The organism is Burkholderia sp. Bp9142, assembly GCF_003853415.1.
GTDB lineage: Bacteria > Pseudomonadota > Gammaproteobacteria > Burkholderiales > Burkholderiaceae > Burkholderia.
Window position 1 is genome coordinate 130,388 of sequence record NZ_QTPP01000009.1, and the last position, 25,479, is coordinate 155,866.

The following is a 25,479-nucleotide window of genomic DNA, read 5'->3' on the forward strand; positions in this document are numbered from 1 at the left end:
CTCGGTGAATCGCGCCGGCCGGCCAACGTGGGCCGCAGACTCGGGCTGCGGGGCGGATCCGAGCCGCGAACGACGCGGCCCGGACCTCATCGTCCGGGCCGCGTCGAAAACATCGCGTTGCGCGGCGGTCGTCGGCGAAGGGCGCGACGCATTCGAAACGCGCGAAGCCCGATGCGACCGACTTGCCGGCCGCGGCAACCGCGCGCCCGCCTGCGCGCGGCGCTTCGTCCTCAGGCCGACGACACGCCGCGGCGGTCGAGGCTCGACCGCGCATCGCGGCTGCGCTGGTTCAGCCGCCCGGCGACCAGCACGAACCCGGCGAGCACGCCGGTTGCCGCGACTTCCATCCGATGGCCGTCGAGGAACAGCATCGTGACGAGCGTCCCGCAGATGAATACGATGACTGCCCACGTGAGCCACGGGAACATCCACATCCGCAGCGTCAGCGCCGAACCGCTCACGTCGAGCATGCGGCGCATCCGCAGTTGCGACACCGCGATCACCAGATACACGAGCAGTGCGATCGCGCCGGATGACGCGATCAGCACGTTGAACACCTGCTCCGGCACCACGTAGTTCGCGATCACGGTCAGGAAGCCGAACGCGGTCGACGCGAGCACGGCCGCCCGCGGCGTGCCGGTCGAATCGGTGCGCTGCAGGAATGCCGGTGCGTCCTTGCGCTTCGCGAGCGAGAACAGCATCCGCGACGCCGTATACAGCGCCGAGTTCAGGCAGCTCGCGACCGACACCAGCACGATCACGTCGATGATCGCCTTCGCATGCGGGACGCCGAGCAGTTCCATCACGCGCTGGGAGGAGCCGTGCACCGGCAGCAGCGGATCGTTCCACGGCACGATCGCGGTGACGAACAGGATCGAGCCGAGATAGAACAGCGAGATGCGCCAGATCACCGAATTCGTCGCGCGCACGATCTGCCGCTCCGGATGCTCGGATTCGGCCGCGGCGATCGTCACGATCTCGGTGCCGACGAACGAGAACATCGTCATCAGCATGCCGGCGAACACCGCGCCGATCCCGTTCGGCATGAAGCCGCCGTGCGTGACCAGGTTCGAGAAGCCCGACGCGTGGCCGCCCGGCAGCAGCCCGAACACGGCCGCGCCGCCGATCGCGATGAACAGGGCGATCGCGACGACCTTGATCAGCGCGAACCAGAACTCGAATTCGCCGTAGTTCTTGACGGAGAAGAGGTTGGTGACCGTCAGCAGCAGCGTCACGCCGAGCGCGAAGATCCACGTTGCGATACTCGGGAACCATGCATTGAGAATGGTGGCCGCCGCCGTCGCCTCGATCGGGATCACCAGCACCCAGAACCACCAGTACAGCCAGCCGATCGTGAAGCCGGCCCAGTGGCCGATCGCGCGATCGGCATAGGTGGAGAACGAGCCGCTGTCCGGATGGGCGACGGCCATTTCGCCGAGCATGCGCATCACGAGGACGACGAGCGCGCCCGTCAGTGCATAGGCGATCAGTGCCGCCGGCCCAGCTGCCGCGATCGCGTGGCCGGAGCCGACGAACAAGCCTGCGCCGATCACGCCCGCGATCGACAGCATCGTGACGTGGCGCTGCTTCAGGCCTGTTGCCAGGCCCGTATGACTACCATTCATGTCGTCCTCCAATCCCTGTTTCCAGTGTCGGTTTGTTGTTCAATGAACTGCGCGTTGCAGGGAGGCGTCACGACGCTTCGGCACGCTTTGGCCCGCCCGGCGACATGTATCTTCTCGGCACAAAACCATGCGATCTAGAAAATATCCGACCGCCACCCATAACAAATACGACGCGCTGTTGACCGGCAGCGACACTTTTCGCGTGCAAGGCCGATCGGCGAGGCGATGCGACAGTACAAAGGTAAATTGCGGTGCGCTATCGGATATCGGCAAGCATTGGCGATATCGGGCATGGAGGGCGTGGAGCGACGCGTGAGTGGCGGCTTGCATCGACGAGCCGGGCCTTCGATGGCCGATGAAATTCGCACAAGCGCGTGATGGCGCGGAAGGACCTCATACCGAGGATCCGTCGTTTCGCGAGAGCGTGTCCCGCAAGCGGATCGCGCCTTTCGCGATCCTCGGGCGTGCGGTGACGATCGAAGGGGTGCCGACCGGTCTGGCCGGCTCGGCGATTCGTGCAGACAAGAAGCGCAGCCGATCGGCGGCTGTCGCAACAGGCGGGATGCGTCAGTGCATGTCGGCGAAGAGCGGTTGCTTGCCGTGGTTGCCGTCGATGATTTCCTCCGCGTAGCGAAGCGAAGCCCGGCGTGCTTCGCCCGCCGACTCGAACGGCGCGTGCTCGGGCAGCCGGAATGTTTCGCTGCGGGTCAGCGTGTCGGTGGTACCGCGCAGACAGATCTTCACGGCCGCGTCGAAGCCGGCGTCGTAGTTGTGCGTGTTGCCGTTCTGCGCCGGAACGTGCGGATATATCAGTGGATAGATTTCGAAGCCACGATAGAGATGCATGCTCATGATGAACTCCTGGGTTCGTTCGCGACAAATCGCGTGGACGAACGCGTCCGACCGGTATCACCGCTGCGCGGCGCGACGGGTAGGGTGAAAGGGCAGCAATGTGTGCGGATCAACGCGCAACGCAGCATGGGGGCAGACGGCGGGGCGAGCGGTCGGTGAAATGGCCGGTGCTCGGACGAATTCATCATACGCGCTTCGTATTGGATGTCCATCTTATTCTCGGCCGTGCCGGTGGTGCGCGCTGATCGGCCGCGCCGCGCGTCACGCGCATCGGGCACGACGAATAATTCGTCTGTACTCCGATATTGTTTGACGCGATTCGGACAATGCCGAACAAGCCGCGCGGCTTCACGGCTTCACGGCATCGCGACGGCCGCGCGCCTGCAAGACCTCGCGCAAGCGCCTATGATGCAGCGATCCGCCAGTCGCTGCCGGCCGCGATGCGTGCATGGCCCGCGAACGCCGAACGTTTTCCGCCGGAACCCTGACCATGCGCATCACCGACATCCGCGAGCAAGCGATCCCGGTTTCCCGTTATGCCGACCCGGCGATTCCGTCGGGCGGCCTGACGACGAGCGTCGTCGTGATCGTCACGGATGTCGTGCGTGACGGCCGCCCGGTGACGGGTTACGGCTACGCGTCGGTTGGCCGCCATGCGCAGGGCGGGCTGATCCGCGAACGGTTCGGGCCAAGGCTGCTGGCCGCCGCGGACACCATTGCCGACGACGCCGGCACGAACCTCGATCCGTTTCGCGCATGGCGCGCGATGATGGCAGGCGAGAAGCCCGGCGGTCACGGCGAACGCTGTGTTGCGGTCGGCGTGCTCGACATGGCGGTCTGGGATGCCGCCGCGAAGATCGCGGGCCTGCCGCTCCATCGCTTTCTTGCCGGCCGGCTCGCGCGCGACGCCGCGGCCCGCGTGCGCGTCTACGCGGGCTGCGGCTACCGCTATCCGCACGACGATCTCGCGCGCCTGTCGGACGAGATGCGCCGCATCGCCGATCTCGGCTACACGCACGCGAAGATCAAGATCGGCCATCCGGATCTCGACCACGACAAAAGACGCATCGAAGCCGCCGCGGCCTGTCTTGCCGACAGCTCGCATCTCGCGGTCGACGCGATGAACCTGTACGACGCGGCGAGCGGCCGCGCAGCCGCTGCGATGCTGGCACCGTTCGCGCTCTGGTGGTTCGAGGATCTCTGCGATCCGCTCGACCTGCCGCTCCATGCGGACCTGACTGCGCAATACGTGCCGCCGGTAGCGGCCGGCGAGGCGCTGTTCTCGCTCGCGGAAGCGAAGCTGCTCGAACGCTACGGCGGCCTGCGCCCGGATCGCGATGTGCTCGTGTTCGACCCGGTGCATTGCTACGGCCTGCCGGGCTACCTGCAGATCGTCGACCATTTCGTGTCGAACGGCTGGCGGCGCGGTGCGTTCTGGCCGCACGGCGGTCATCTGTTTGCACTGCACGTCGTGGCGGCGCTCGGGCTCGGCGGTGCGGAGGTCAGTCCGTTCGCGTTCCGTCCGTTCGGCGGGCTGGCGGACGGCGAAACGGTCGACACCGGCTGCGCGGCCGTGCCGCAGGCGCCAGGCATCGGCTTCGAGCTTCATGCCGACGCGTATCGCGTGTTTCGAACGGTAGCGGGCTGCTGAGCGGTGAAGCCGGCCACCGCGCCGCGCCACCCGGCCAGCCGGTAGCCGATCCAGATCGCGAGGTTCTTCACGTTGACGCCCGGCAGCGCCTGCGACAGCGCAAGACCGTTGAGGAAGGCTTCTTCATCGAGCCAGCGACGCTCGTGCACGAAGTCGCGCATCATGCGTCCGCTCAGCCCGCCGCCGAAGCTGGTCAGGCCGATCCGCGCGAAGGCGACGAACAGCGCGATGACGCCGGGTGGCGGGGTATCGCCGTGGGGCGGCGCGGGCGCGATCGGGGCGGAGGGCGAACACATCGGGCGGACGGGACGCGGCGGGTGGGCAGTCGCCCATGGTAGCAAGCGGTACCTGTCGGCACGCTGACACCGAGCCGGCGACGATGTCGGTGCAACGCCGCTGGTGCCGCCATCGAAGCCGTCGCGCGGCTATGCCCGCACGACCGTCACGCCCGCTGCCTCGATCGGCTCGGTCAGCGCCGCGTCGGTTTCCTGTTCGACCACGATGGCTTGCGCGAGCGCAAGCTCGCCGATCACGAACTGCGAAGCCGCGCGCAATTTGGATTGCGAAGCAAGGACGACCGTCTCGCCGGCGCGCCCGGCCAGGGCACGCTTGATCGCCGCTTCCTCGAAATCGCCGGTGCTCAGCCCCGCGACCGGATGAACGCCGGTCACGCCCATGAAATACAGGTCTGCATGGATGCGCGAGATGCCTTCCATCGCCGCGGCGCCCACGGCCACGATCGAATGCTTGTACAACCGTCCGCCGATCAGGATCACGTCGATCGACGGATGCGCGGCCAGCGCGACGGCGACGCTCGGGCTGTGCGTGACGATCGTCGCGCGCAGGTCGGGCGGCAACTGGCCGACGAGCAGCGCCGACGTGGTGCCGCCGTCGACGATCGCGACCTGGCCGGGCGCGATCATCTGCGCGGCCCGGCGCGCGATGCGCCGCTTTTCCGCAGTTTCGAGCGTCTCGCGCTGCGCGAACGGCGCGACGGCGGGCGATGCCGGCAGCGCGCCGCCGTGCACGCGCTGCAGCAGGCCTTCGGCCGCCAGTTCACGCAGGTCGCGGCGGATCGTGTCTTCGGACACGCCGAATTGCACGCTCAGCTCGACGGCCAGCACCTGGCCGTCGCGGGCGAGCGTGTCGAGGATCGCTTTCTTGCGCTGGGTCGTCAGCATCGGATTTGCACGAAATTTCTTGAAATTGCACGAGTGTGCACGTTACCATGAGCCTCGTCACATGTCGAATGGGGAAGCGCCATGACTGCAACGCGGGACCGCGTCCGCATCGTCGATACGACGGTGCTGTCCGATGACTGGTATGTGCTGAAGAAGGTGACGTTCGATTTTCTGCGCCGCGACGGCACGTGGCAGCGCCTGAGCCGCGAAACCTACGACCGCGGCAACGGCGCGACCATCCTGCTGCGCAACGCGGCGACGGGCGACGTGCTGCTCACGCGGCAGTTCCGGATGCCGGCGTTCGTCAACGGACACGACGGGATGCTGCTCGAAGCCGCCGCGGGCCTGCTCGACGACGCGACGCCCGACGCACGCATTCGCGCGGAAGCCGAAGAGGAGACCGGCTATCGCGTGCGCGGCGTGCGCAAGGTGTTCGAGGCGTTCATGAGCCCGGGCTCGGTGACGGAGAAGCTGCATTTCTTCGTCGGCGAATACGATGCGTCGCTGCGTACGGGCGACGGCGGCGGCATCGCGGAGGAGGGCGAGGATCTCGAGGTCGTCGAGATGCCGCTCGCCGCGGCGCTGGATGCCGTCGAGCGCGGCGAGATCGTCGACGCGAAGACGATCATGCTGCTGCAGTACGTCGCGCTAAGGGAACCCGCGGGTATGCGCGCCGCGACTGCATGATGCCGCGGCGCGGTGCTCGAACGGGCGTATGATCGCGCGACGCCCTTCGCGCACCGTTCGACGCCACCGCCGCTCCATCATGCCGCCTTCCGATTCCTCCGATTCCTCCGACTCCACCGGTTCCTCCGACTCCACCGGTTCCAGCGCCGCCGGCGCGCAACTGCCGGCCCATCTGGTCGCGTCCGCCGTCGAGGCACTCGCGCGCGCCGATGCGCTGCTGGTGACGGCCGGCGCCGGCATCGGCGTCGATTCGGGGCTGCCCGATTTCCGCGGCACGGACGGCTTCTGGCGCGCGTATCCGGCGCTGCGCCACGAGCGCTTCGAATTCCACGAAATCGCGTCGCCGCAGGCGTTCCGCGCGCATCCGCAGCTCGCGTGGGGCTTCTACGGACACCGTCTCGAACGCTACCGGCAGACGTTGCCGCACGCGGGCTTCGCGATCCTGCGGCGCTGGATGGACGCGATGCCGAACGGCGGCTTCGTGCTGACGAGCAATGTCGACGGCCAGTTCCAGAAGGCCGGTTTCGATCCGGCGCGCGTCGTCGAGATCCACGGTTCGATTCATTCGATGCAGTGCCTGCGACCCTGCTCGGACGACACGTGGGACGCCGCGCCGTTCACGCCCGACGTCGATGCCGCCGCGTGCCGGCTGGTCGGCGAACTGCCGCGCTGCCCGCGGTGCAGCGGCCTGGCGCGGCCGAACATCCTGATGTTCGGCGACCATGGCTGGCTCGGCGAACGCTACGACGCGCAGGAGCGGGCGCTGCAGGACTGGATCGCGCAGGCAGGATGGGTGACCGTCGTCGAGATCGGCGCGGGCACCGCGATTCCGACCGTGCGGCTGCTGAGCGAACGGCTCGGGGCCGACGTGATCCGCATCAACGCACGCGAGGCCCATGCGCGCCGCACGGACGTGATCGGGCTGAAAGGCGGCGCGCTCGCGACGCTCGTCGCGCTCGACCGCGCGTGGCGCGGCGGCTGAGCGGCGCGGGACGAATCTTGCGGCGGCGGCTGCCGCCGCGCGGTTACGGTTGCGCGACGAGTGCCTGGACGAGCGCCGGCGCGTTCGGCGAGCCGAGCCCCGTCACATAGTCGTAGCTGCCGGCTGCGTTGCAGACGCTGCCGCAATTGCCGTTGGATCCGGTCGTCACGTCGTGGTAGTCGCTGCCGTAGGCGCTTTTCCCGACCGTATAGAGCGTGTCGTAGGTGCCGCTCAGCGCATGCTTGCCGGCGGCCGCGCGCAGCGAATTCGCGATCGCGACGAGCGCCGACCATTGCGGCGCGCCCGCGCTCGTGCCGCCGACCTGGAACCAGCCGGCCTGCCCCTGATAGGTGACCGAGTCGTACACCGCGAAACCGCTGGACGGGTTCGCATCGTAGCTGACGTCGGGCACGCCGCGCTTGCCGGCCACCGGAATCGGCCAGCCGGCCTGTCCGGCCGGCTCGGCCTCGACGGTGCTCACGCCGCCGCCGCTGCCGCTCCAGGCTGCTTCGCCGACGTAGCTGCCGGACGCATCGGTGGACAAGGTCGTGCCGCCCACCGCCACCACGCGAGGCGATGCGGCCGGGTACTCGGTGCCGGCGCCGCTGTCGCCGGACGACGCGACGAACGTGACGCCCGGCACGTTGAAATGGCTGTCGAAGCCGGCTTCACTGCTGAATTCGTTGCCGCCGAAACTCATCGACACGACCGACGCGCCGCGCTTGACCGCAACGTCGACTGCGGCCATCAGGTCGTTGAAGCTGGCCGACGCGGCCTCGACGAGCACGATCTTCGCTTTCGGCGCGATCGCGTGCACCCATTCGACGTCGAGCGATATCTCGAGCGACCAGCCCGCATCGGTCCTGGGCCGCGGGCCCCGCGCATACACCTTGGTGAAGCAGCCGTTCGCCGTGGTGCAGGCGGGCAGCGAAAACGCATTGCTGAACACGCCGAGATCGGCCTCGATCTTCGGGTCGTCGTATGCGTCGACGATCGCGACGATCATACCGTCGCCCTGGTTGGCGATCGTGTCGAACCCGTATGCATGTCGTGCGAGCGCGGGCGTGAGGCCGGCTACCGCGGCCGTGCTCGCGCGCGGCTTGGTATGGAACGGCGGGCGCGCGAATCCTTTCGGCGCGCGGTTGCCTTCGACATAGGACGGTGGTCCATTGTCCTCGGCGAGCGCGATGCTCGATGCGAGCAGCGACGCGCACAGCGCCGGAATCAACATGGATGACAGGCGGATATTGTTCATTTTCTGAATCTCCATGTCGATGGAGTAGGGTGGCCAAATGATTTTACGGAATCGGCAATGCCGATTGCATCAAATATCGGCCGAATTCGGGAAAGTCTGATAAGGGAAAGTACGCGGAATGGCCGTGAGACAAGGCGTCCAAGGGATTGCTGCGAGCCGGATAAAATAATCCCCGGGATTCCAAAATCTGACAAATAATCGATCCATTCATGATGGATTTGTAATGTCCTGAGTAATGCTCCGGAAAATATCGATTGCGCGATGCGCGCGGGAATAATCGAATGCATGGTGCCGGCGCGACGCGTTCCGGCGCACGCCGGCCCGGTTCGCCGGCATTGCCGTCGCGGTGCGATTCCGCATACAGTTCGGCGTAGGCCGCACCCGCCATGCGGCGCCGTCAGCGAGGAGTTCCCTTGTTCTATTCGATCGTCGCGATCTTCGTCGGCGCGGGGCTCGGCGCGTTGCTGCGCTGGTTCCTGAGCCTTGCGCTCAACGCGTACTTTCCCGCCGTGCCGCTCGGCACGCTCGCCGCGAACCTGATCGGCGGCTACGTGATCGGCGTGGCCGCCGTCGCATTCACCACGCGCGTCGGGCTGCCGCCCGAGTGGCGGCTGTTCGTGATCACGGGCTTTCTCGGCGGCCTCACGACGTTCTCGACCTATTCGGTCGAAGTGATGACGCACGCGGTGCAGGGCGAATTCGGATGGGCGTTCGCGGTGGCTGCCCTACACTTGACTGGTTCGTTCACGCTGACGGCGCTCGGCATGTGGACCGCGCACGCGTGGTTCGCGGCGGCCTGAGCGCGCCGGCACCGGGAGGAGGCGATGGACAGGGTCTTCTTGCGCTTCTACGTGCACGAGCAGCACCGGCTGCACTGGAAGCCGCTGTGGGAGTGGCTGCTCGAGGAAGCGAACCGGATGGGGGTCGCGGGCGGCTCCGCGTTTCGCGCGATGGCCGGCTTCGGCCAGCATCGCGTGCTGCACGAGGACCGCTTTTTCGAACTGCAGGGTTCGCTGGCGATCGAGGTCGAGTTCATCGTCACCGAGGACGAGGCGCAGCGACTGCTCGAGCGGCTGTCGCGCGAGAAAGTGCGCGTGTGCTACGCGATGATTCCGGCGCGCTTCGGCGTGATCGACACGCTCGGGGCGCCGCCGGCGCAGGGGCCGGCAGCGTAGCGCAACGCGTCAGATGCCGAACATCGTCAGCGACACGGCGGCGCGCGTGACGATCATCAGCAGCACCTGGACGATCACGAACAGCAGGATCGGCGACAGGTCGATGCCGCCGAGGTTCGGGATCACGCGGCGCAGCGGGTTCAGGAACGGGGCGGTGAGCTGGTAGAGGATCGGCATCGCCGGCGAGCGCGGGTTGAGCCACGACAGCAGCGCCATCAGGATCGTCATCCAGATCACGAGATTCAGCGCCCACTTCACGACGGTGAGCAGCGCGACCACGACGAGCGTCGCGATCACCGAGGCCGGATCGAAGCCGGCCATCACGACCATCAGCACCACGTAGACGAGCGCGGTGAGCAGCGCGGCGACGACGCTCGCCCAGTCGATGCCGCGCACGCCCGCGATCACGCGGCGCAGCGGCAGCACGAGCCAGTTGGTCGCCTGCAGCACGGCCTGCGTGACGGGGTTGTACGGCGGCACGCGGACGGCCTGCATCCAGACGCGCAGGATCAGCGCGGCGCCGAACAGCGTGAAGAGGGTATTGAGCAGAAAACGGGCGATCTCGCCGAACATCGTTGGCATCCTTTTTATACAGTCGAGTAGCGTGCGGCCGCCAACGCCGGATGGCGGCGCATCGGCCGACACCTTATCACGCCTCGTCTCGCGGCGGGGAGGGGTGCCCGGTCGTGCGCGCGAGCGACGTTTCGACGGCCTGCGCGAGCGCCGGCAGCGCGGCCGGCGGCGCCGCGCGCTTCGCCGCGAGCGCGACCGCGCGGCGGGTCATCAGTGCATACAGCGTCGCGTGATCGCCGCCGCGCGCCTCGAGCAGCGCGAGCTGGCGCTCGACGATGCCGGTGTCGCCGCGCGACACCGGGCCTGCCAGTGCGTTCGCGAGACCCTTGTCGCGCGCGGTCTCGATCGTGCCGGCGAGCATCGGCAGCAGCGCGCGCAGCGCGGCTTCCTCGTCGAAGCCGAGGCCGCGCCACAGCTCGACCGCTTCCGACAGCCCGCATAGCGCGAAGCTCGCCGCGTAATGCGCGGCCGCGTGATAGAGCATCCGGCCGCCGGCCGGAATCGACAGCGGATGGCAGCCGAGTGCGGCGGCAAGCCGCAGCAGCGTCGCGTGCAGCGCGCCGTCGGCTTCGAGCGTGACCGAGCAGCCGTCGATGCGGGCGAGATCGGCGTCGGTGCCGCCGAACAGGTAGAGCGGATGGAAGCCGCCGGTCGCCGCGCCTTGCCGTCTTGCCGGTTCGAGCAGTTCGACCGCCGATGCGCCGCTGCAGTGAACGAGCGCCTGCCCCGCCGCGCGCGCCGCGTCGAACCGCAGCGCCGCGGCGCTCGACGCGAGATGGTCGTCGGGCACGGTCAGGAAGATCAGGTCGGCGGCATCGACGACCTGCTGCGACGTGTCGACTGCCCGGCAGCCGTCGATGCGCGCGGCGAGTGCGGCGGCCGATTCCGTCGTGCGGCTCGCGATCGCGACGACCGGAAAGCCGGCCGCCGCGAAACGCCGGGCGACGCAGCGCGCCAGGCGGCCGGCGCCGATGAAGCCGAGGCGGGGAGTGTCGGGGAGGGGCATGGCGGGTCACGAAGCGAAAACGGAGCAGCCGCCAGTATCGCAGGAATGACGGGGCGGCCGCGGATGGACGGTGCCGGGCGGGGACGACCTCGACGGCGGCGTTCGATGCGGGCAACCGGTCAATTCGCGCAGCGGATTCGCGGCCCGATGACGACCGTCGAATCCGGCCCCGAATCGCGCGGGGGCCGCGTCCCTCTTGAATTGTCGGCGTCTTGTCTCGAATTTGTAATCGTTCATTACGGAGGCGTGCACGCCATGCTTGCCGGATCCGGTAAGACTGACCGGCCGGTGCGTCGCGATTTTGCTGGTCGGACGGAATCGCGCGATCCGCAAGGGGGATCGCGAGGCCGGGCAGCCCTGCCGCACGGTGGCTGCAGCCGGGTGGAATTGCAATTTGCAACAAATGCGCAATACGCGCGGGGCGGGTTTTCGCTACATTGCTTGCATGCGACGTGCATGCCCGCCGTTGCCGACAGGAGCGCACAAATTACCGCTCCAGCAGGAGAATCGAAGTGAAAAAGCTCATTCCGTTCATCGCCGCCGCTGCGCTGGGCCTGGGTGCCGCGAGCGCCGCGCAGGCTCACGTGTCGATCGGGGTCGGCATCGGCGTCCCGGTCGCACCTGCGTATCCCGTGTATGCGGCGCCGCCGCCCGTGTACTACGCACCGCCGCCCCCGCCCGTGTATTACGCGCCGGCGCCGGCCTACTATGCGCCGCCCGCCGTGGTCGTCGGCGGCTATGGTGGCTACTACGGTCGTCCGTACTGGCGTCATGGTTACGGCGGCTGGGGTCACCATGGCTGGCGTCGTTGACGCATTCCGCGCGGCGGCCTGACCGCGCGCGGCAAAACGGCGCAACGTCCCTCGCGGGGCGTTGCGCCGTTGTTCATTTGGGGCGCGGCTCGGCGCGCGACGGTCACACCGCGTGGACGATCAGGTCGCGATAGCCGCCGACGATCACGCTGTACGAGAAATACGCGAACAGCAGCGCCGACGCGACATGGCACACGCGCATCAGCCCCGCGCCCGCGCGCTTGCGGCCCTGGCTCGCGAGCGTGCACATGAAGAGCGTCCACGCGAGGCCGCCGAGGAAGAATCCGGACAGGAACACCGATGCCGTCGCCGGCGTGGTCGCGCCGGCTTTCGCGATCAGCGCGCCACCGACCGCCGCGAACCACAGGATCGCGCTCGGCGACGACATCGCGAGCAGCATCCCGCGCATGAAGCTGCGCCGCGCGCTGGCCCGCGGCTGCGGCGTGTCGTCCGCAGCGGCATCATCGGCGCCGCCGGCCGGGGCGAGCGCTTCGCGTGCCATCTTCCACGTGAGGAACAGCAGCACCGCACCGCCGCCGATCCAGACGATCCAGCGCACGGCCTCGAACTGCAGCAGCACGGCCATGCCCGCGAGCGCGAGCGCCGCGTAGACGAGATCGCCGACGCACGAGCCGATGCCGAGCCAGAAGCCCGGCCGGAAGCCGTGCGACAGCGTCAGCGACAGCATCGCGACGTTGACGAGGCCGATGTCGAGACACAGCGACAGCGACAGGAAGAATCCGTCGGACAGCATCGAGGCGGGAGGAAAGCTCATCGTCGTGCCTGCCGGGTGCGTTCAACGCGCGGACTCACAGGCCGATCTCCTGCCAGAGCCGGTCGACGCGCGCCTTCACGGCGGCGTCCATCTCGATCGGGCGGCCCCATTCGCGGTTCGTCTCGCCGGGCCACTTGTTGGTCGCGTCGAGCCCCATCTTCGAGCCGAGGCCCGGGACGGGCGACGCGAAGTCGAGATAGTCGATCGGCGTGCTGTCGACCATCACGGTGTCGCGCACGGGGTCGACGCGCGTCGTGATCGCCCAGATCACCTCATTCCAGTCGCGGATGTTCACGTCCTCGTCGACGACCACGATGAACTTCGTATACATGAACTGCCGCAGGAAGCTCCACACGCCGAACATCACGCGCTTCGCATGGCCCGCATAGCTCTTCTTCATCTGGACGATGGCCATCCGGTAGCTGCAGCCTTCCGGCGGAAGGTAGAAGTCGGTGATCTCGGTGAACTGCTTCTGCAGCAGCGGCACGAACACCTCGTTGAGCGCGACGCCGAGCACGGCCGGCTCGTCGGGCGGCTTGCCCGTATAGGTCGAGTGATAGATCGCGTCGCGGCGCATCGTGATGCGCTCGACGGTGAACACCGGAAACCACTCCTGCTCGTTGTAGTAGCCGGTGTGGTCGCCGTACGGGCCTTCGAGCGCGTGCTCGTACGCGGCGGCCGCGTTGCCGGCCGGACGCGGCGGTGCGCCGGCGGCGGCAGGGGCGGGCGTGCCTTCCTGCGGATGGATGAAGCCTTCGAGCACGATTTCCGCGCGGGCGGGGACCTGCAGCGTGTCGACGCCGGGCGTCAGGCACTTCGCGAGCTCGGTGCGGCTGCCGCGCAGCAGGCCGGCGAACTGGTATTCGGACAGCGAATCGGGCACGGGCGTCACCGCGCCGAGCGTCGTGGCCGGATCCGCGCCGAGCACGACCGCGACCGGATACGGCTTGCCGGGGTTCTTCAGCGCGAATTCGCGGAAGTCCAGCGCACCGCCGCGATGCGCGAGCCAGCGCATGATCAGCTTGTTGCGGCCGATCAGCTGCTGACGGTAGATGCCGAGGTTCTGGCGCGGCTTGTTCGGCCCGCGCGTGACCGTGAGGCCCCACGTGACGAGCGGCCCCGCGTCGCCGGGCCAGCAGGTCTGGATCGGCAGCTTGTGCAGATCGACGTCGGCGCCTTCCCAGACGATCTCCTGGCACGGCGGCGACGATACCGATTTCGGCGCCATGTCCCACACGGCCTTCGCGAGCGACAGCAGCTTGCCGGCGTCCTTGAGGCTCTTCGGCGGATCCGGCTCCTTCAGCGCGGACAGCAGCCGCCCGAGCTCGCGCAGCGAGCCCAGCGCGGCCTCGTCGCCTGCATCGACGCCCATCCCGAGCGCGACGCGGCGCGGCGTGCCGAACAGGTTGCCGAGTACCGGGAACGCATTGCCGGGCGGCGCGTTGAACAGCAGCGCCGGGCCGCCCGCGCGCAACACACGGTCGCACAGCTCGGTCATTTCGAGCACGGGCGACACGGGTTGCGTGACGCGCCGCAGTTCGCCGAGCGCCTCGAGGCGCTGGATGAAATCACGTAAGTCTTTGTATTTCATGAAGAAGGTCCGGGCCGCCCGCGGGGCGGGCAGCGATGGGCGGGCGCAGCGGCTGGCTGCGGCCCCGAATCGACCGACGATTTTACCCGGGCCGCCGCGCGCACGCCCGGCACAGAAAAAAGTCGATCACGCGCGGAGCCCCTGCGGCAGAGGGCTCGCGATCTGAAGGGCGACTCAAAATTACTTTTTGTTATAATTTGGAGGTTTTATAGTGTTGACGATCTATAAAACCCTGCTAGAATCCGCTCACATTGGCTGCAGGGTAAAAGGCTTCGAGCCGCCAATCACCGATCTTTGACGCAGCGCGTCACCGTCCGCCGAAACCTGCACGGCGTATTCGACGGCCTTTGTCGTAGTCCCAGCCAGCGCCACCAGACGCTGGTTTTTTGCGTGGGTGCCACCGCGTATGCCCGCCTCGCCCAGTGTGCGAAGGTGCCGGCCTTCTTACACCGTGGCCTCGAACGGTACTTATACCGTTTCCCCGATGCTTGCGCGTCCCAACCAAGGCGTGCGGCGTCGTGATTCCGCGGCGCGTTTTCTGTCTCGCCATCGAGCTGAGCGAGCCGCACGAGTCATGTTCATGGGAGATGATCTGAATGAACGCTTGGTTATCGTGGCGTCCCAGTGAGCAGCATGCGCAGTTCGTGCGCAACATGCTGCGTCGCGGGACGCGTGTCAGTCACCACCTTTTCAGCGTTGTCGGCTGTTGCGCTGTCGCGGTCGCGCTTGCCCTGTGGCTGCTGCCGACCGTGCGCGGGAACCTCGCCGCGAAGCTGATGCCGGTCGTATCCGCGGCCGTGCAGGCCGGTCCGGCCCGTCTGCTGACCGGTCATCCGCTGCCGAACTTCGCGCCTGCCGGCGCGCAGCCGCAGCAGGAAGACGCCCCCGAAACGGACGCGCTCGCCGTCGGTCTCGACGTCGCGCCGGAAACCGCCGCGCAGAACGATGCGTCCGATCCGGCTCGCAACGGCCCGTCGCCCGTCGCGCTCGCGAAACTGATCCCGACCCAGCGGGTCCCGGCCGATGCGCGCGACGATCGTGCGCTCGCGTCGAACCGCGGACAGGCGCTCGTCGCCACCTACCTGTCGCGCCGTTACCGGGTCGCGCAGGAGCCGGTCGGCCAGCTCGTCAAGGCTGCGTTCCAGACCGGCCACGACGTCGGCCTCGATCCGCTGCTGCTGCTGTCCGTGATGGCGATCGAATCGGGCTTCAACCCGTACGCGGAAAGCGGCGTCGGCGCGCAAGGCCTGATGCAGGTCATGTCGAAGGTCCATTCCGACAAGTTCGAGTATTTCGGCGGTACCGATACTGCGCTGCAACCGCTCGCGAACCTGCAGGTCGGCGCGCTGGTGCTGAAGGACTGCATCGCCCGCGGCGGCTCGCTCGCGAACGGCCTGCGCCTGTACAACGGCTCGACCAATCCGGACGACACCGTCTACGGCTCGAAGGTCATGGCCGAGCGCGGCCGTCTGCGCGACGTCGCGCGTGGCCGCAGCGTGCCGACCAACGCGCCGCAGGCGCCGGCCCAGCCGTCGAAGCCGATCGTGACCGCGGCCGTGACGGCAGCGGCAGGCGGCGCGAAGCGCGTGCACGCGACGCTCGACGCCGCGCAACCGATCACCGCGAAGGCCGCTGCCGCGCCGAAGGGCGCCCCGCAGGACGACGCGAGCGTCGACACCGCGAAGCCGTCGCACGGCGACCACTCGGAACTCGGCGCGTAACGCCACGCCGCGCCGCGCCGCGCCGGCCGGACCCAAGCAAAAGGCACCCGATTTCGGGTGCCTTTTCTTATTGCGCGGACGGAAACGGCCTGGCACGCCGGCCGGGAAGGCCGGCCGCGCGTCAGTGCTGGCCGAACAGCGTCGCGAGCCGCTCGACGGCCTCTTCGAGGCGCGTGTAAGCGGTCGCATAGGACAGCCGGATATAGTCGCGCGGCGCATGGACGCCGAAATCCATGCCCGGCACCAGCACGACGCCTGCGTCGTGCAGCATCGCCTGCGTGAGCGCCGCGCTGTCGCCGGCCGCCGGATGGGCGACGCCGCCGCAGTGCGCATACACGTAGAACGCGCCGTCCGGCATTACGGGTACCGTGAAGCCGAGCCGTTCGAGCGCCGGCGCGATGAAGTCGCGGCGACGCTTGAATTCGAGGCGGCGCGCTTCGTAGATGTCGAGCGCCGCCGGTTCGAAGCATGCGAGCGCCGCGTGCTGCGCGAGCGCGGACGGGCAGATGAACAGGTTCTGCGACAGCTTTTCGAAGGTGCCGACGAGCGCGGGCGGCACGACCAGCCAGCCGAGTCGCCAGCCGGTCATGCTGAAGTACTTCGAGAAGCTGTTCACGGTGACGACATCGTCGCCGAACGACAGCGCCGACACGGGCGCCGCGTCGTAGCTGAGCCCCTGGTAGATCTCGTCGACGATCGTGAAGCCGCCGCGTGCGCGCACGGCTTCGACGATCCGCTTCAGCTCGTCCGGCTCGAGCGACGTGCCGGTCGGGTTCGACGGCGACGCGAGCAGCACGCCGCGCGTGCGGCTGCCCCAGCGCGTGCGGACATCGTCCGCGGTGAGCTGGAAGCGGGCTTCCGGGCCGCTTGGCACGAGCACCGGGCGGCCTTCGGCCGCCGCGACGAAGTGCCGGTTGCACGGATACGACGGGTCGGGCATCAGCACCTCGTCGTCGCGGCCGACGAGCGCGAGGCATGCGAGCAGCAGCGCGGCCGACGCGCCGGCCGTGACGACGATCCGCTCGGGGCTGATCGTGAGGCCGTAGGCGCGCGCATAGTGCGCGGCGATCGCTTCGCGCAGCGGCGCGATGCCGAGCGCGCTCGTGTACTGCGTGACACCGCGGCGCAACGCGGCCGCGGCCGCCTCCACGACGGGCTCCGGCGCGGTGAAATCTGGTTCTCCGATGCCCATGTGGATAACATCGCGCCCGGAGGACTCGAGCCGCTGTGCCTCCTTCATCAGTTCCATCACGTAGAAGGGCTGGATCGCGTCGACGCGTGCGGCGAGCGTGACGAGCGAATCGGCGGTGGTATTCATCGGTCGGGCGGGGCGGGGAAGGGGAGGGAGAAGGAAAAACGGGCGCTTGCGCGCCCGTGTACAAAGGGAATCAGCCGTTGCGGCGCGCCTGCGTTTCGGCGGGACGCAGCTTCGCGGCGAGCTTGTCGAGCACGCCGTTGACGTACTTGTAGCCGTCGGAGCCGCCGAACGTCTTCGCGAGTTCGACCGCTTCGTTGATGATCACGCGGTACGGCGTTTCGACATGATGCGTGAGCTCGAACGTCGCGATCAGCAGCACGGCGCGTTCGACCGGCGACAGCTGGTCGACCGGACGGTCCAGCGACGGCGTGAGCGCTTCGACGAGCGTCGCATGCTCGCGAATCACGCCGTGCAGGATCGCGTCGAGCAACTCCTTGTCGGCCTTGTCGTACCCGAGCGCGCCGCGCAGTTGCGCGTCGATCTCGCCGGTGGCCGCGTTCGACAGCAGCCACTGATACAGGCCCTGCGTCGCCAGCTCGCGCGATTGTCGGCGGGCGCTCTTCTTCATGCGCGCTCCTCTTCGTCGTCTTCGTCTTCTTCTTCGTCTTCTTCGTCGTCGCCGAGCTGGTCGAGCGCCATCGTCAGGTTCGCCATCTCGACCGCGACGCGTGCGGCGTCACGACCCTTTTCGGTCATGCGCGCGACGGCTTGCTCGTCGTTTTCGGTCGTCAGGACCGCGTTGGCGATCGGCAGGTTGAAGTCGAGGCCGATGCGGGTGATGCCCGCGCCGCTTTCGTTCGACACGAGTTCGAAGTGGTACGTCTCGCCGCGGATCACCGCGCCGAGCGCGATCAGTGCGTCGAACTGGCCGCTTTCCGCGAGCTTCTGCAGCGCGAGCGGGATTTCCAGCGCGCCGGGCACCGACACGAGCAGCACGTCTTCACCGGAGACGCCGAGGCGCTCGAGTTCTTCGACGCATGCATCGGCGAGGCCGTTGCAGACGGGTTCGTTGAAGCGGGATTGCACGATGCCGATACGCAGGCCGTCGCCTTCGAGATTCGGTTGGTATTGTCCGATTTCCATGATCTGGTCCGTGGTGTGGATGAACGGTTATAGGGCGAAAGCGCCGTGGCGGGTTACGCGTTGGACGCCGGGCAGGACTTGGCTTCGCCGCCGGGCATCGGAATGAAGCCCGTGACTTCGAGGCCGTAGCCGGACATGCTGCCCAGCTTGCGCGGATTCGACAGCACCTGCATCTTGGCGACGCCGACATCGCGCAGGATCTGCGCGCCGATGCCGAACGTCTTGAAATCGACCGGCCGGCGCTTCAGCGCAGCGGCCTTTTCTTCCTCGTCGAACGCCTTGAAGACGTCGATCAGATGTTCCTTCGTGTCGCCGCAGTTGAGCAGCACGATCACGCCGAGGTCGCGTTGCGCGATGTCGCGCATCGCCGCGTCGAGCGTCCACGAGTGCGTCGAGATGCCCGTCTCGAGCAGGTCGAGGACCGACAGCGGCTCGTGCACGCGCACGGGCGTATCGACGTCGGGCGACGGCGTGCCGCGCACCAGCGCGATGTGCGGCGAGCCGCTCGGCTGGTCGCGGTACAGCACGGCGCGGAACGTGCCGTGCGCGGTCTGCATCGTGCGCTCGGCGATCCGCTCGATGATCGATTCGGTGCGGCTGCGGTACTGGATCAGGTCGGCGATCGTGCCGATCTTCAGGCCGTGTTCCTTCGCGAACTCGAGCAGGTCGGGCAGGCGCGCCATCGTGCCGTCGTCCTTGATGACCTCGCAGATCACCGCGGCCGGCGTGAGCCCGGCGAGCGCGGTGAAGTCGCAGCCGGCCTCGGTGTGGCCGGCGCGCACGAGCACGCCGCCCGGCTGCGCCATGATCGGGAACACGTGGCCCGGCTGCACGATGTGCTCGGGGCGGACGTCGTGCGCGACCGCCGTGGCGATCGTGTGCGCGCGGTCGGCGGCCGAGATGCCGGTCGTCACGCCTTCGGCCGCTTCGATGCTGACCGTGAACGCAGTGCCGTACTGGGTGCCGTTGCGGTAGGTCATCAGCGGCAGGTGCAGCTGCTTGCAGCGTTCCTGCGTCAACGTCAGACAAATCAGGCCGCGGCCGTACCTGGCCATGAAGTTGATCGCTTCCGGCGTGACGAATTCGGCGGCGATCACGAGGTCGCCTTCGTTTTCGCGGTCTTCTTCGTCGACCAGGATCACCATCCGGCCGGCTTTCAACTCCGCGATGATGTCGAGCGTGGAGGCGAGCGTCATAAGGGGGCGAGAAAGAGGAAAGTGCGTATTTTACGCCAGCCGGACGGCGTTTCGGCTGGCACCGGCTGTGCGCGGCCGGCGAGCGCGCCGGAAAGCGGTGCGACCGGCCTGCGAGGCGGGCCTGCACGGGCCGCCGCGGCACGCCCGAGGACGGGCGGCAGCAGGTCGGCCCGGGCGCGGCCGTGCGTCACGCGTGCTCGTTGCGGCCGCCGAGGTAGTCGAGCTTGCCGAGTTCGACGCCGCTGTGGCGCAGGATGTCGTACGCGGTCGTCACGTGGAAGAAGAAGTTGGGCAGCACGAAGTTCAGCAGGTACGACTGCCCGGTGAACTCGATCGGGCCGACCCGCATTTTCAGTACGACCTGGCGCGCTTCGCTGCCGTCGATCTGCGCGGCCTCGAAGCTCTTCAGATAGTCGATCGTCTTCTGGATGCGTGCATGCAGTTCGTCGAACGTCTGCTCGACGTCCGGATAGCTCGGGATGTCGACGCCGGCGAGCCGCGCGGCGCAGCCCTTGGCCGTGTCGGTCGCGATGTACACCTGGCGGACGAGCGGCAGCATGTCCGGATAGAGGCGCGCGCCGATGAACACCGACGGGTCGATCTGCTTCTCGGCCGCATGCGCCTGCGCCTTGCCGAGGATGTGCTGCAGGTTGGTGAGGCCGCGGATCAGGACGGGCAGCGAAGCCTGGTACATCGAGATGGACATGGAACGACTCCTGGAGGAAAAGGGGCAGCCGGTACGCGGCGCACCGTGCGTCGCGGCGCCGAATCCGCTGCCGTTGCATCTTAGCGCGACGGGATGACTCGTGCGCGTCGTTGGCCGTCAGGCCAGGTGTCGGGCCGAACCGCCGGCCGCCATTCCATGTCCGGGGGCGCAGCCGCCCGCTCAGTCCTGATGCACGCCCTGCGATGCCGACAGCATTCGCTCGACATACCGCGCGATCATGTCGACTTCGAGGTTGAGCTGGTCGCCGGCCTTCACGTGACGCAGCGTCGTGACCTCGACCGTATGCGGAATCAGGTTGATCGAGAATTCGCAGCCGTCCGCGCGATCGTCGACCGTGTTCACGGTCAGGCTCACGCCGTTGACCGTGATCGAGCCCTTGTACGCAAGGTAGCGGCCGAGCTCGCGCGGCGCGACGATCCGCAGCTCGTGCGATTCGCCGACCGGCGCGAAGCGCGTCACGGTGCCGAGGCCGTCGACATGGCCCGACACGATGTGCCCGCCGAGGCGGTCGTGCGCGCGCAGCGCCTTCTCGAGGTTCACTTCGCCGGGTTGCCCGAGGCCGACCGTGCGGTTCAGGCTTTCGCGCGACACGTCGACGTCGAATCCGGTTTCGGTCTTTTCGACGACCGTCATGCACGCGCCCTGGATCGCGATGCTGTCGCCGAGCGCGACATCGGCCAGGTCGAGCCCGCCGGCCTGCACGGTCAGCCGCACGCCCGCGTCGGGCGACGCGCCGAGCGGGTTGATCGACTCGATGCGGCCGACGGCCGCGACAATTCCGGTAAACATCGTGACGGCTCCGTTCAGTGGGGGGCGGGGGGCGGCGCGACACGCGCCAGGATCCGCAAGTCGTCGCCGATCCGCTCGACGCTGTGGAATGCGAGCCGCGTGCGGGCGTCGAGGCTGGCCGGTGCGGCAAGATCGAACATCGCGGCCGCGTCGCTGCCGAGCAGGCTCGGCGCGAGATAGACCAGCAGCTCGTCGACGCACTGCTCGCGCAGCAGCGAGCCGTTCAGCTTGTGGCCGGCCTCGACGTGCAGCTCGTTGACGCCGCGCGCGCCGAGCGCCGCCAGCATCGCGGGCAGGTCCACCTTGCCGTGCGCATTCGCGAGCGGCACGATTTCCGCGCCGCGCGACTTCAGCACGTTCGCGCGCACTTCACCGGCGGCATCGAGCCGGCCGCAGAAGATCAAGAGCGGAGCGCCTTCGAGCAGGCGCGCATCGAGCGGCAGGTCGAGGCGGCTGTCGACCAGCACGCGCTGCGGCTGGCGCGGCGTGTCGATGCCGCGCACGGTCAGCAGCGGGTTGTCCTCGCGCACGGTGCCGATGCCGGTAAGGATCGCGCACGCGCGCGCGCGCCATGCGTGGCCGTCGAGGCGCGCGGCCTCGCCGGTGATCCACTGGCTTTCGCCGGACGGCAGCGCAGTGCGTGCATCGAGCGACGCGGCCGTCTTCATCCGTACCCACGGGCGGCCGCGCGTCATCCGCGACACGAATCCGATGTTCAGTTCGCCCGCCTCGTTCGCGAGCAGCCCGCAGCGCACGTCGATGCCCGCGTCGCGCAGCATCCCGAGGCCGCGCCCCGACACCTGCGGGTTCGGGTCTTCCATCGCCGCGACGACCTTCGCGACGCGCGCGTCGATCAGCGCGTTCGCGCACGGCGGCGTGCGGCCGAAGTGGCTGCACGGCTCGAGCGTCACGTACACGGTGGAGCCGGCGACGTCGTGGCCGCGCGCACGCGCGTCCTTCAGCGCCTGCACTTCCGCGTGATCCTGGCCGGCCGGCTGCGTGAAGCCTTCGCCGATCACGTCGCCGTCCTTGACGATCACGCAGCCGACGCGCGGGTTCGGCGCGGTGGTATACATGCCGCGCGCCGCGAGCGTCAGCGCGCGCTCCATGTGGGCGAAATCGGTATCCGAGAACATGCGCGCGGACCCGGGTCAGGCGGCGAGGGCCGCGAATGCGCGGCGGGCCGCCGCGAGCGTCGCGTCGATCACCGCGTCGTCGTGCGTACTCGACACGAAGCCGGCCTCGTATGCGGACGGCGCGAAGTACACGCCTTCGTCGAGCATCAGGTGGAAGAAGCGGTTGAAGCGCTCGATGTCGCTCTTCGTGACTTCCGCGAAGCTGGTCGGCACGCGCTCGGCGAAGTACAGGCCGAACATCGCGCCGATCGAGTCGGCCGCGAACGGCACGCCGGCCGCGCGCGCTTCGGCCGCGAGGCCGTCGGCGAGGCGCTTCGTCTGCGCGGTGAGCGCTTCGTAGAAGCCGGGCGCCTGGATCAACTGCAGCGTCTTCAGGCCCGCGGCGACCGCGATCGGGTTGCCCGACAGCGTGCCGGCCTGGTACACGCCGCCGAGCGGCGCGAGGTGGGCCATGATGTCGCGGCGGCCGCCGAACGCGGCAGCCGGCATCCCGCCGCCGATCACCTTGCCGAGGCAGGTGAGGTCGGCCTTGATCCCGTAGTGTTGCTGCGCGCCGCCGAGCGCGACGCGGAAACCGCACATCACCTCGTCGAAGATCAGCACGGCGCCGTGCTGCGTGCACAGCGCGCGCAGCGCGTCCAGGAATTCGGGCGTGCCGCGCACGAGGTTCATGTTGCCCGCGACGGGCTCGACGATCACCGCGGCGATCTCGTCGCCGAACGCGCCGAACGCTTCTTCAAGCGCGGCGACGTTGTTGTATTCGAGGACGGTCGTGTGCTTCGCGATGTCGGCGGGCACGCCGGCCGACGTCGGGTTGCCGAACGTCAGCAGGCCCGAGCCGGCCTTGACCAGCAGGCTGTCCGCGTGGCCGTGGTAGCAGCCCTCGAACTTGACGATGCGGCTGCGGCCGGTGAAGCCGCGCGCGAGACGCAGCGCGCTCATCGTGGCCTCGGTGCCGCTCGACACCATCCGCACCTGTTCGATCGACGGCACGAGCTTGCAGATTTCCTCGGCGATCTCGATTTCCGCCTCGGTCGGCGCGCCGAACGAGAAGCCGTCGGCGAGCACGTTCTGGACGGCCGCCAGCACGTCCGGATGGACGTGGCCGACGATCATCGGGCCCCACGAGCCGATGTAGTCGATGTACTGCTTGCCGTCGGCATCCCAGAAATACGGGCCCTGTGCGCGCGAGACGAAGCGCGGCGTGCCGCCGACCGAACGGAAGGCCCGCACCGGCGAGTTGACGCCGCCCGGAATGGTCTTTTGGGCGCGTTCGAAGAGGATCTGATTGTTGGACATGAGCGAAACCTGCGTGAGAAGGGCGCGGGGGCCTGTGCACGGGCCGCGGCGCCTGGGCGGAACGATCGTCTGATTGTACCGGAGACGCGCGCGGCGGGCCCGCCGGGCGGTCTGCGGCCTTTCGGCGCGTGGGGGATCGGGCCGCCTCGAACGGCGGGGGCGGGCGGAATCCGACCCCTGTCCGACCGGCTTATCGTGGCGGCTTGCGCTTGCCGGTCAGCTCGGCCCAGCGCTTCTCCAGCGGGCCTTCGACCATCGGCTTGATCGACGTGCCGGAGCTCTGCGCGTCCCAGGTCTGCACTGAGTACGGATGCACGCGCAACGCGTCGCGCGGGATCACGACGTCCTGATGGGCATCGACCAGCCAGTCGTAGGCGAAGTCGATGCACAGCCGGTAGCCGCGCTTCGTCGCAGGGTCCGGCACCTCGTAGGGCGCCCGCGTCACGTAGCCCGAGCCGAACACGCCCTTCGGCTCCTTCGCGACGCGGTGCAGGAACACGCGGTCGCCCGGCAGGATGCCGCGTGCGAAGCCGCAGCCCCACACGTCATGCACGGCCTCGCCGGCCTTCACGCGCGCGGCGACGTCGGGCAGCTCGGGCCACGGCCATTTCTTGGGGCTCCAGATCAGCAGGAAGGCGGTCATCGGTTCGGTCGCGCGTCGAATGGGTCAGACAAGAAAAGCAGCAAGCGGCCAGCTTAATCGAATTGGCCGGCGACCACGCACGACACCGCCGCGCGGGCGGTTCACGGCCGTGCGCGGCACACGGCCGGCGGCACGCGAAAAAGTTGCGCGTACAATCATGGGCCTGAGCGCCGTCCGCGGCGCGGTCTCCCGTCTTCACCGCCACGCGCGCCCCGATGCGCGCGGGCTCCATTCCGGATACCCATGTCCCACGTCGTCCGGCGCCGGCCCGATGCCCGGCTGATCCTGTTGCTCGGCGCGCTCGCCGCCTGCGGGCCGATCGCCACCGACATGTACCTGCCGAGCCTGCCGTCGATCGCCGACGGTTTCGCCGTGAGCCCCGGCGCCGCGCAGCGCACGCTGACGAGCTTCATGGCCGGTTTCTCGATCGGCATGCTGCTGTACGGTCCGCTGTCCGACACGTGGGGCCGCCGCCCCGTGCTGCTCGGCGGCATTGCGCTGTTTACGCTCGCGAGCATCGGCTGCTTCGTGTCGAACTCGATCGACATGCTGATTCTCGTGCGCTTCCTGCAGGCGCTCGGCGCGGGCGCGGCGTCGGTGCTGTCGCGCGCGATCGCGCGTGACGCGCACGAGCCGACCGACGCGGCGAAGGTGCTGTCGATGGTCGCGATCGTCACCGCGGTCGGGCCGCTGCTCGCGCCGCTGATCGGCGGGCAGATCCTGCGTTTCTCGGGCTGGCGCGGCGTGTTCGTCGTGCTGGCCGTGTTCGGCGCGGTGTGCGCGGCGACCGCGTACCTGCGCGTGCCCGAGACCTGGCCGAAGGAGCGGCGCAAGAGCGCGGCCGTGCTCGCGTCGTTCGCGTCGTACGGGCGCATCCTGTCCGATCCGGTCGCGTGGGGGCACATGATGTGCGGCGGGATGGCGTTCGCGTCGATGTTCTCGTACATCACCGCGACGCCGTTCGTGTACATCGAGTATTTCCACGTGTCGCCGCAGCATTACGGGCTGCTGTTCGGGCTGAACGTCGTCGGGATCATGATCGGCAACTTCACCAACACACGGCTCGTCGGCCGCATCGGCTCGCTGCGCATCATCGCGGCCGCGTCGCTCGTGAGCTGCATCGCATCGCTCGCGGTCGCGCTCGTCGCGTTGACGGGGTGGGGCGGGCTGTGGTCGATCGTCGTGTGCCTGTTCTTCGTGGTCGGCGTGGTGGGGATCCTGTCCGCGAACTGCACGACCGACCTGATGCATCGCTATCCGCACAACGCGGGCGCGTCGGCGGCCGTGTTCGGCGCGATGCAGCTCGCGCTCGGCGCGCTCGCGAGCGTCGCGATCGGCGCCCTCGCGGACGGCACGCCGTTCGCGATGGGCGTGACGATCGGCATCAGCGGCGTGCTGTGTTTCGTCGGACGCCACCTCGTGCTGCGCTGGCATGGCCGGCCGGTGAAAGCGGGCGCCTGAG

General features: G+C 68.5%; 25 protein-coding genes and 1 pseudogene. 8 read left to right on the forward strand and 18 right to left on the reverse strand.

The features are described from left to right. Window positions 1-230: 230 nt before the first annotated feature. Window positions 231-1,625, reverse strand: coding sequence for a GABA permease (gene gabP / locus DIE22_RS12830; RefSeq protein ID WP_124605238.1), 1,395 nt, complete (start codon window positions 1,623-1,625; stop codon window positions 231-233). Between the two features lie 567 nt (window positions 1,626-2,192). Further along, entirely contained in the window at window positions 2,193-2,477 is a 285-nt protein-coding gene (locus tag DIE22_RS12835) for a hypothetical protein (RefSeq protein WP_124496858.1), read from the reverse strand. Between the two features lie 490 nt (window positions 2,478-2,967). Here DIE22_RS12835 and DIE22_RS12840 point away from each other — a divergent pair, with 490 nt between their 5' ends. Beyond that, window positions 2,968-4,128, forward strand: coding sequence for an enolase C-terminal domain-like protein (locus DIE22_RS12840; protein ID WP_124605239.1), 1,161 nt, complete (start codon window positions 2,968-2,970; stop codon window positions 4,126-4,128). Between the two features lie 2 nt (window positions 4,129-4,130). Here DIE22_RS12840 and DIE22_RS12845 read toward each other — a convergent pair. Then, window positions 4,131-4,424 (reverse strand): annotated as a pseudogene (locus DIE22_RS12845) (chromate transporter); the annotation flags it as partial. A gap of 129 nt (window positions 4,425-4,553) precedes the next feature. After that, window positions 4,554-5,309: a DeoR/GlpR family DNA-binding transcription regulator gene (locus DIE22_RS12850; RefSeq protein WP_124496856.1), complete on the reverse strand. Its 756-nt coding sequence runs from the start codon at window positions 5,307-5,309 to the stop codon at window positions 4,554-4,556. An 81-nt stretch (window positions 5,310-5,390) separates the two neighbouring features. On the opposite strand from DIE22_RS12850, the gene DIE22_RS12855 reads away from it, so the two are divergent. Then, window positions 5,391-5,996, forward strand: coding sequence for an NUDIX domain-containing protein (locus DIE22_RS12855; protein ID WP_124496855.1), 606 nt, complete (start codon window positions 5,391-5,393; stop codon window positions 5,994-5,996). Window positions 5,997-6,075: 79 nt separating this feature from the next. Continuing rightward, complete coding sequence (locus DIE22_RS12860; RefSeq protein WP_124605240.1) at window positions 6,076-6,978, forward strand: SIR2 family NAD-dependent protein deacylase; 903 nt, start codon at window positions 6,076-6,078, stop codon at window positions 6,976-6,978. A gap of 43 nt (window positions 6,979-7,021) precedes the next feature. On the opposite strand, the gene DIE22_RS12865 is transcribed toward DIE22_RS12860, so the two are convergent. Beyond that, window positions 7,022-8,233, reverse strand: a complete 1,212-nt coding sequence (locus tag DIE22_RS12865) for a S53 family peptidase (RefSeq protein ID WP_124496853.1) — start codon at window positions 8,231-8,233, stop codon at window positions 7,022-7,024. A gap of 413 nt (window positions 8,234-8,646) precedes the next feature. Between DIE22_RS12865 and crcB the strand changes: the two genes are divergently transcribed. Beyond that, window positions 8,647-9,033 carry a fluoride efflux transporter CrcB gene (crcB, locus tag DIE22_RS12875; protein ID WP_124496851.1) on the forward strand — a complete coding sequence of 129 codons (387 nt, stop codon included), beginning with the start codon at window positions 8,647-8,649 and terminating at the stop codon, window positions 9,031-9,033. Window positions 9,034-9,057: 24 nt separating this feature from the next. Then, window positions 9,058-9,408 (forward strand): DUF190 domain-containing protein, encoded by a 351-nt coding sequence (locus tag DIE22_RS12880; RefSeq protein ID WP_034183430.1) that lies wholly within the window; start codon window positions 9,058-9,060, stop codon window positions 9,406-9,408. 9 nt (window positions 9,409-9,417) lie between these two features. On the opposite strand, the gene DIE22_RS12885 is transcribed toward DIE22_RS12880, so the two are convergent. Both DIE22_RS12885 and DIE22_RS12890 read right to left on the reverse strand, forming a co-directional pair. Beyond that, complete coding sequence (locus DIE22_RS12885) at window positions 9,418-9,981, reverse strand: YggT family protein (RefSeq protein WP_124496850.1); 564 nt, start codon at window positions 9,979-9,981, stop codon at window positions 9,418-9,420. 76 nt (window positions 9,982-10,057) lie between these two features. Further along, on the reverse strand, window positions 10,058-10,987 hold the full coding sequence (locus DIE22_RS12890; protein WP_124496849.1) for a Rossmann-like and DUF2520 domain-containing protein: 930 nt from the start codon (window positions 10,985-10,987) through the stop codon (window positions 10,058-10,060). 512 nt (window positions 10,988-11,499) lie between these two features. On the opposite strand from DIE22_RS12890, the gene DIE22_RS12900 reads away from it, so the two are divergent. Further along, window positions 11,500-11,799 (forward strand): hypothetical protein, encoded by a 300-nt coding sequence (locus DIE22_RS12900; protein ID WP_124496847.1) that lies wholly within the window; start codon window positions 11,500-11,502, stop codon window positions 11,797-11,799. A 103-nt stretch (window positions 11,800-11,902) separates the two neighbouring features. Here the strand turns inward: DIE22_RS12900 and DIE22_RS12905 are convergent, their stop codons facing one another. Both DIE22_RS12905 and DIE22_RS12910 read right to left on the reverse strand, forming a co-directional pair. Continuing rightward, complete coding sequence (locus DIE22_RS12905) at window positions 11,903-12,574, reverse strand: LysE family translocator (protein ID WP_124605241.1); 672 nt, start codon at window positions 12,572-12,574, stop codon at window positions 11,903-11,905. Between the two features lie 34 nt (window positions 12,575-12,608). Continuing rightward, window positions 12,609-14,165, reverse strand: coding sequence for a UbiD family decarboxylase (locus DIE22_RS12910; protein ID WP_124496845.1), 1,557 nt, complete (start codon window positions 14,163-14,165; stop codon window positions 12,609-12,611). 596 nt (window positions 14,166-14,761) lie between these two features. On the opposite strand from DIE22_RS12910, the gene DIE22_RS12915 reads away from it, so the two are divergent. Further along, window positions 14,762-15,886: a lytic transglycosylase domain-containing protein gene (locus DIE22_RS12915; protein WP_124496844.1), complete on the forward strand. Its 1,125-nt coding sequence runs from the start codon at window positions 14,762-14,764 to the stop codon at window positions 15,884-15,886. Between the two features lie 121 nt (window positions 15,887-16,007). On the opposite strand, the gene DIE22_RS12920 is transcribed toward DIE22_RS12915, so the two are convergent. The 9 genes from DIE22_RS12920 to DIE22_RS12960 all read right to left on the reverse strand — a co-directional run bounded on the left by DIE22_RS12920 (window position 16,008) and on the right by DIE22_RS12960 (window position 24,017). Beyond that, the gene (locus DIE22_RS12920) at window positions 16,008-17,204 is read right to left on the reverse strand and encodes a pyridoxal phosphate-dependent aminotransferase (protein WP_124605242.1); all 1,197 of its coding nucleotides are present in this window, start codon (window positions 17,202-17,204) and stop codon (window positions 16,008-16,010) included. A 70-nt stretch (window positions 17,205-17,274) separates the two neighbouring features. Then, the gene (gene nusB, locus DIE22_RS12925) at window positions 17,275-17,712 is read right to left on the reverse strand and encodes a transcription antitermination factor NusB (RefSeq protein ID WP_124605243.1); all 438 of its coding nucleotides are present in this window, start codon (window positions 17,710-17,712) and stop codon (window positions 17,275-17,277) included. Continuing rightward, window positions 17,709-18,227: a 6,7-dimethyl-8-ribityllumazine synthase gene (gene ribH / locus DIE22_RS12930; protein WP_124496842.1), complete on the reverse strand. Its 519-nt coding sequence runs from the start codon at window positions 18,225-18,227 to the stop codon at window positions 17,709-17,711. The genes nusB and ribH overlap by 4 nt, the downstream gene beginning before the upstream one ends. 53 nt (window positions 18,228-18,280) lie before the next feature. Further along, window positions 18,281-19,423, reverse strand: a complete 1,143-nt coding sequence (ribBA, locus tag DIE22_RS12935; RefSeq protein WP_124605244.1) for a bifunctional 3,4-dihydroxy-2-butanone-4-phosphate synthase/GTP cyclohydrolase II — start codon at window positions 19,421-19,423, stop codon at window positions 18,281-18,283. Between the two features lie 187 nt (window positions 19,424-19,610). Next, on the reverse strand, window positions 19,611-20,129 hold the full coding sequence (locus DIE22_RS12940) for a DUF1993 family protein (protein WP_124496840.1): 519 nt from the start codon (window positions 20,127-20,129) through the stop codon (window positions 19,611-19,613). A gap of 180 nt (window positions 20,130-20,309) precedes the next feature. Further along, window positions 20,310-20,939, reverse strand: coding sequence for a riboflavin synthase (locus DIE22_RS12945; RefSeq protein WP_124605245.1), 630 nt, complete (start codon window positions 20,937-20,939; stop codon window positions 20,310-20,312). A gap of 14 nt (window positions 20,940-20,953) precedes the next feature. Beyond that, the gene (gene ribD, locus DIE22_RS12950; RefSeq protein ID WP_124496838.1) at window positions 20,954-22,075 is read right to left on the reverse strand and encodes a bifunctional diaminohydroxyphosphoribosylaminopyrimidine deaminase/5-amino-6-(5-phosphoribosylamino)uracil reductase RibD; all 1,122 of its coding nucleotides are present in this window, start codon (window positions 22,073-22,075) and stop codon (window positions 20,954-20,956) included. Between the two features lie 15 nt (window positions 22,076-22,090). After that, window positions 22,091-23,374 carry a glutamate-1-semialdehyde 2,1-aminomutase gene (hemL, locus tag DIE22_RS12955; RefSeq protein WP_124605246.1) on the reverse strand — a complete coding sequence of 428 codons (1,284 nt, stop codon included), beginning with the start codon at window positions 23,372-23,374 and terminating at the stop codon, window positions 22,091-22,093. A gap of 190 nt (window positions 23,375-23,564) precedes the next feature. Then, on the reverse strand, window positions 23,565-24,017 hold the full coding sequence (locus DIE22_RS12960) for a hypothetical protein (protein ID WP_124496836.1): 453 nt from the start codon (window positions 24,015-24,017) through the stop codon (window positions 23,565-23,567). Between the two features lie 243 nt (window positions 24,018-24,260). Between DIE22_RS12960 and DIE22_RS12970 the strand changes: the two genes are divergently transcribed. Beyond that, window positions 24,261-25,478, forward strand: coding sequence for a Bcr/CflA family multidrug efflux MFS transporter (locus tag DIE22_RS12970; RefSeq protein WP_124605247.1), 1,218 nt, complete (start codon window positions 24,261-24,263; stop codon window positions 25,476-25,478). The last annotated feature ends 1 nt before the right edge of the window (window position 25,479 follow it).

What these genes read in the sequence shown, in the direction of transcription:
- ribH (WP_124496842.1), bottom strand. Translation starts at nt 18,227, where the DNA reads ATGGAAATCGGACAATACCAACCGAATCTCGAAGGCGACGGCCTGCGT.
- DIE22_RS12970 (WP_124605247.1), top strand. Translation starts at nt 24,261, where the DNA reads ATGTCCCACGTCGTCCGGCGCCGGCCCGATGCCCGGCTGATCCTGTTG.
- DIE22_RS12840 (WP_124605239.1), top strand. Translation starts at nt 2,968, where the DNA reads ATGCGCATCACCGACATCCGCGAGCAAGCGATCCCGGTTTCCCGTTAT.
- DIE22_RS12885 (WP_124496850.1), bottom strand. Translation starts at nt 9,981, where the DNA reads ATGTTCGGCGAGATCGCCCGTTTTCTGCTCAATACCCTCTTCACGCTG.
- DIE22_RS12920 (WP_124605242.1), bottom strand. Translation starts at nt 17,204, where the DNA reads ATGAATACCACCGCCGATTCGCTCGTCACGCTCGCCGCACGCGTCGAC.
- DIE22_RS12865 (WP_124496853.1), bottom strand. Translation starts at nt 8,233, where the DNA reads ATGAACAATATCCGCCTGTCATCCATGTTGATTCCGGCGCTGTGCGCG.
- DIE22_RS12860 (WP_124605240.1), top strand. Translation starts at nt 6,076, where the DNA reads ATGCCGCCTTCCGATTCCTCCGATTCCTCCGACTCCACCGGTTCCTCC.
- nusB (WP_124605243.1), bottom strand. Translation starts at nt 17,712, where the DNA reads ATGAAGAAGAGCGCCCGCCGACAATCGCGCGAGCTGGCGACGCAGGGC.
- DIE22_RS12940 (WP_124496840.1), bottom strand. Translation starts at nt 20,129, where the DNA reads ATGTCCATCTCGATGTACCAGGCTTCGCTGCCCGTCCTGATCCGCGGC.
- DIE22_RS12880 (WP_034183430.1), top strand. Translation starts at nt 9,058, where the DNA reads ATGGACAGGGTCTTCTTGCGCTTCTACGTGCACGAGCAGCACCGGCTG.
- DIE22_RS12960 (WP_124496836.1), bottom strand. Translation starts at nt 24,017, where the DNA reads ATGACCGCCTTCCTGCTGATCTGGAGCCCCAAGAAATGGCCGTGGCCC.
- DIE22_RS12905 (WP_124605241.1), bottom strand. Translation starts at nt 12,574, where the DNA reads ATGAGCTTTCCTCCCGCCTCGATGCTGTCCGACGGATTCTTCCTGTCG.
- ribD (WP_124496838.1), bottom strand. Translation starts at nt 22,075, where the DNA reads ATGTTCTCGGATACCGATTTCGCCCACATGGAGCGCGCGCTGACGCTC.
- DIE22_RS12915 (WP_124496844.1), top strand. Translation starts at nt 14,762, where the DNA reads ATGAACGCTTGGTTATCGTGGCGTCCCAGTGAGCAGCATGCGCAGTTC.
- DIE22_RS12850 (WP_124496856.1), bottom strand. Translation starts at nt 5,309, where the DNA reads ATGCTGACGACCCAGCGCAAGAAAGCGATCCTCGACACGCTCGCCCGC.
- ribBA (WP_124605244.1), bottom strand. Translation starts at nt 19,423, where the DNA reads ATGACGCTCGCCTCCACGCTCGACATCATCGCGGAGTTGAAAGCCGGC.
- gabP (WP_124605238.1), bottom strand. Translation starts at nt 1,625, where the DNA reads ATGAATGGTAGTCATACGGGCCTGGCAACAGGCCTGAAGCAGCGCCAC.
- DIE22_RS12945 (WP_124605245.1), bottom strand. Translation starts at nt 20,939, where the DNA reads ATGTTTACCGGAATTGTCGCGGCCGTCGGCCGCATCGAGTCGATCAAC.
- DIE22_RS12890 (WP_124496849.1), bottom strand. Translation starts at nt 10,987, where the DNA reads ATGCCCCTCCCCGACACTCCCCGCCTCGGCTTCATCGGCGCCGGCCGC.
- DIE22_RS12835 (WP_124496858.1), bottom strand. Translation starts at nt 2,477, where the DNA reads ATGAGCATGCATCTCTATCGTGGCTTCGAAATCTATCCACTGATATAT.
- DIE22_RS12910 (WP_124496845.1), bottom strand. Translation starts at nt 14,165, where the DNA reads ATGAAATACAAAGACTTACGTGATTTCATCCAGCGCCTCGAGGCGCTC.
- hemL (WP_124605246.1), bottom strand. Translation starts at nt 23,374, where the DNA reads ATGTCCAACAATCAGATCCTCTTCGAACGCGCCCAAAAGACCATTCCG.
- DIE22_RS12855 (WP_124496855.1), top strand. Translation starts at nt 5,391, where the DNA reads ATGACTGCAACGCGGGACCGCGTCCGCATCGTCGATACGACGGTGCTG.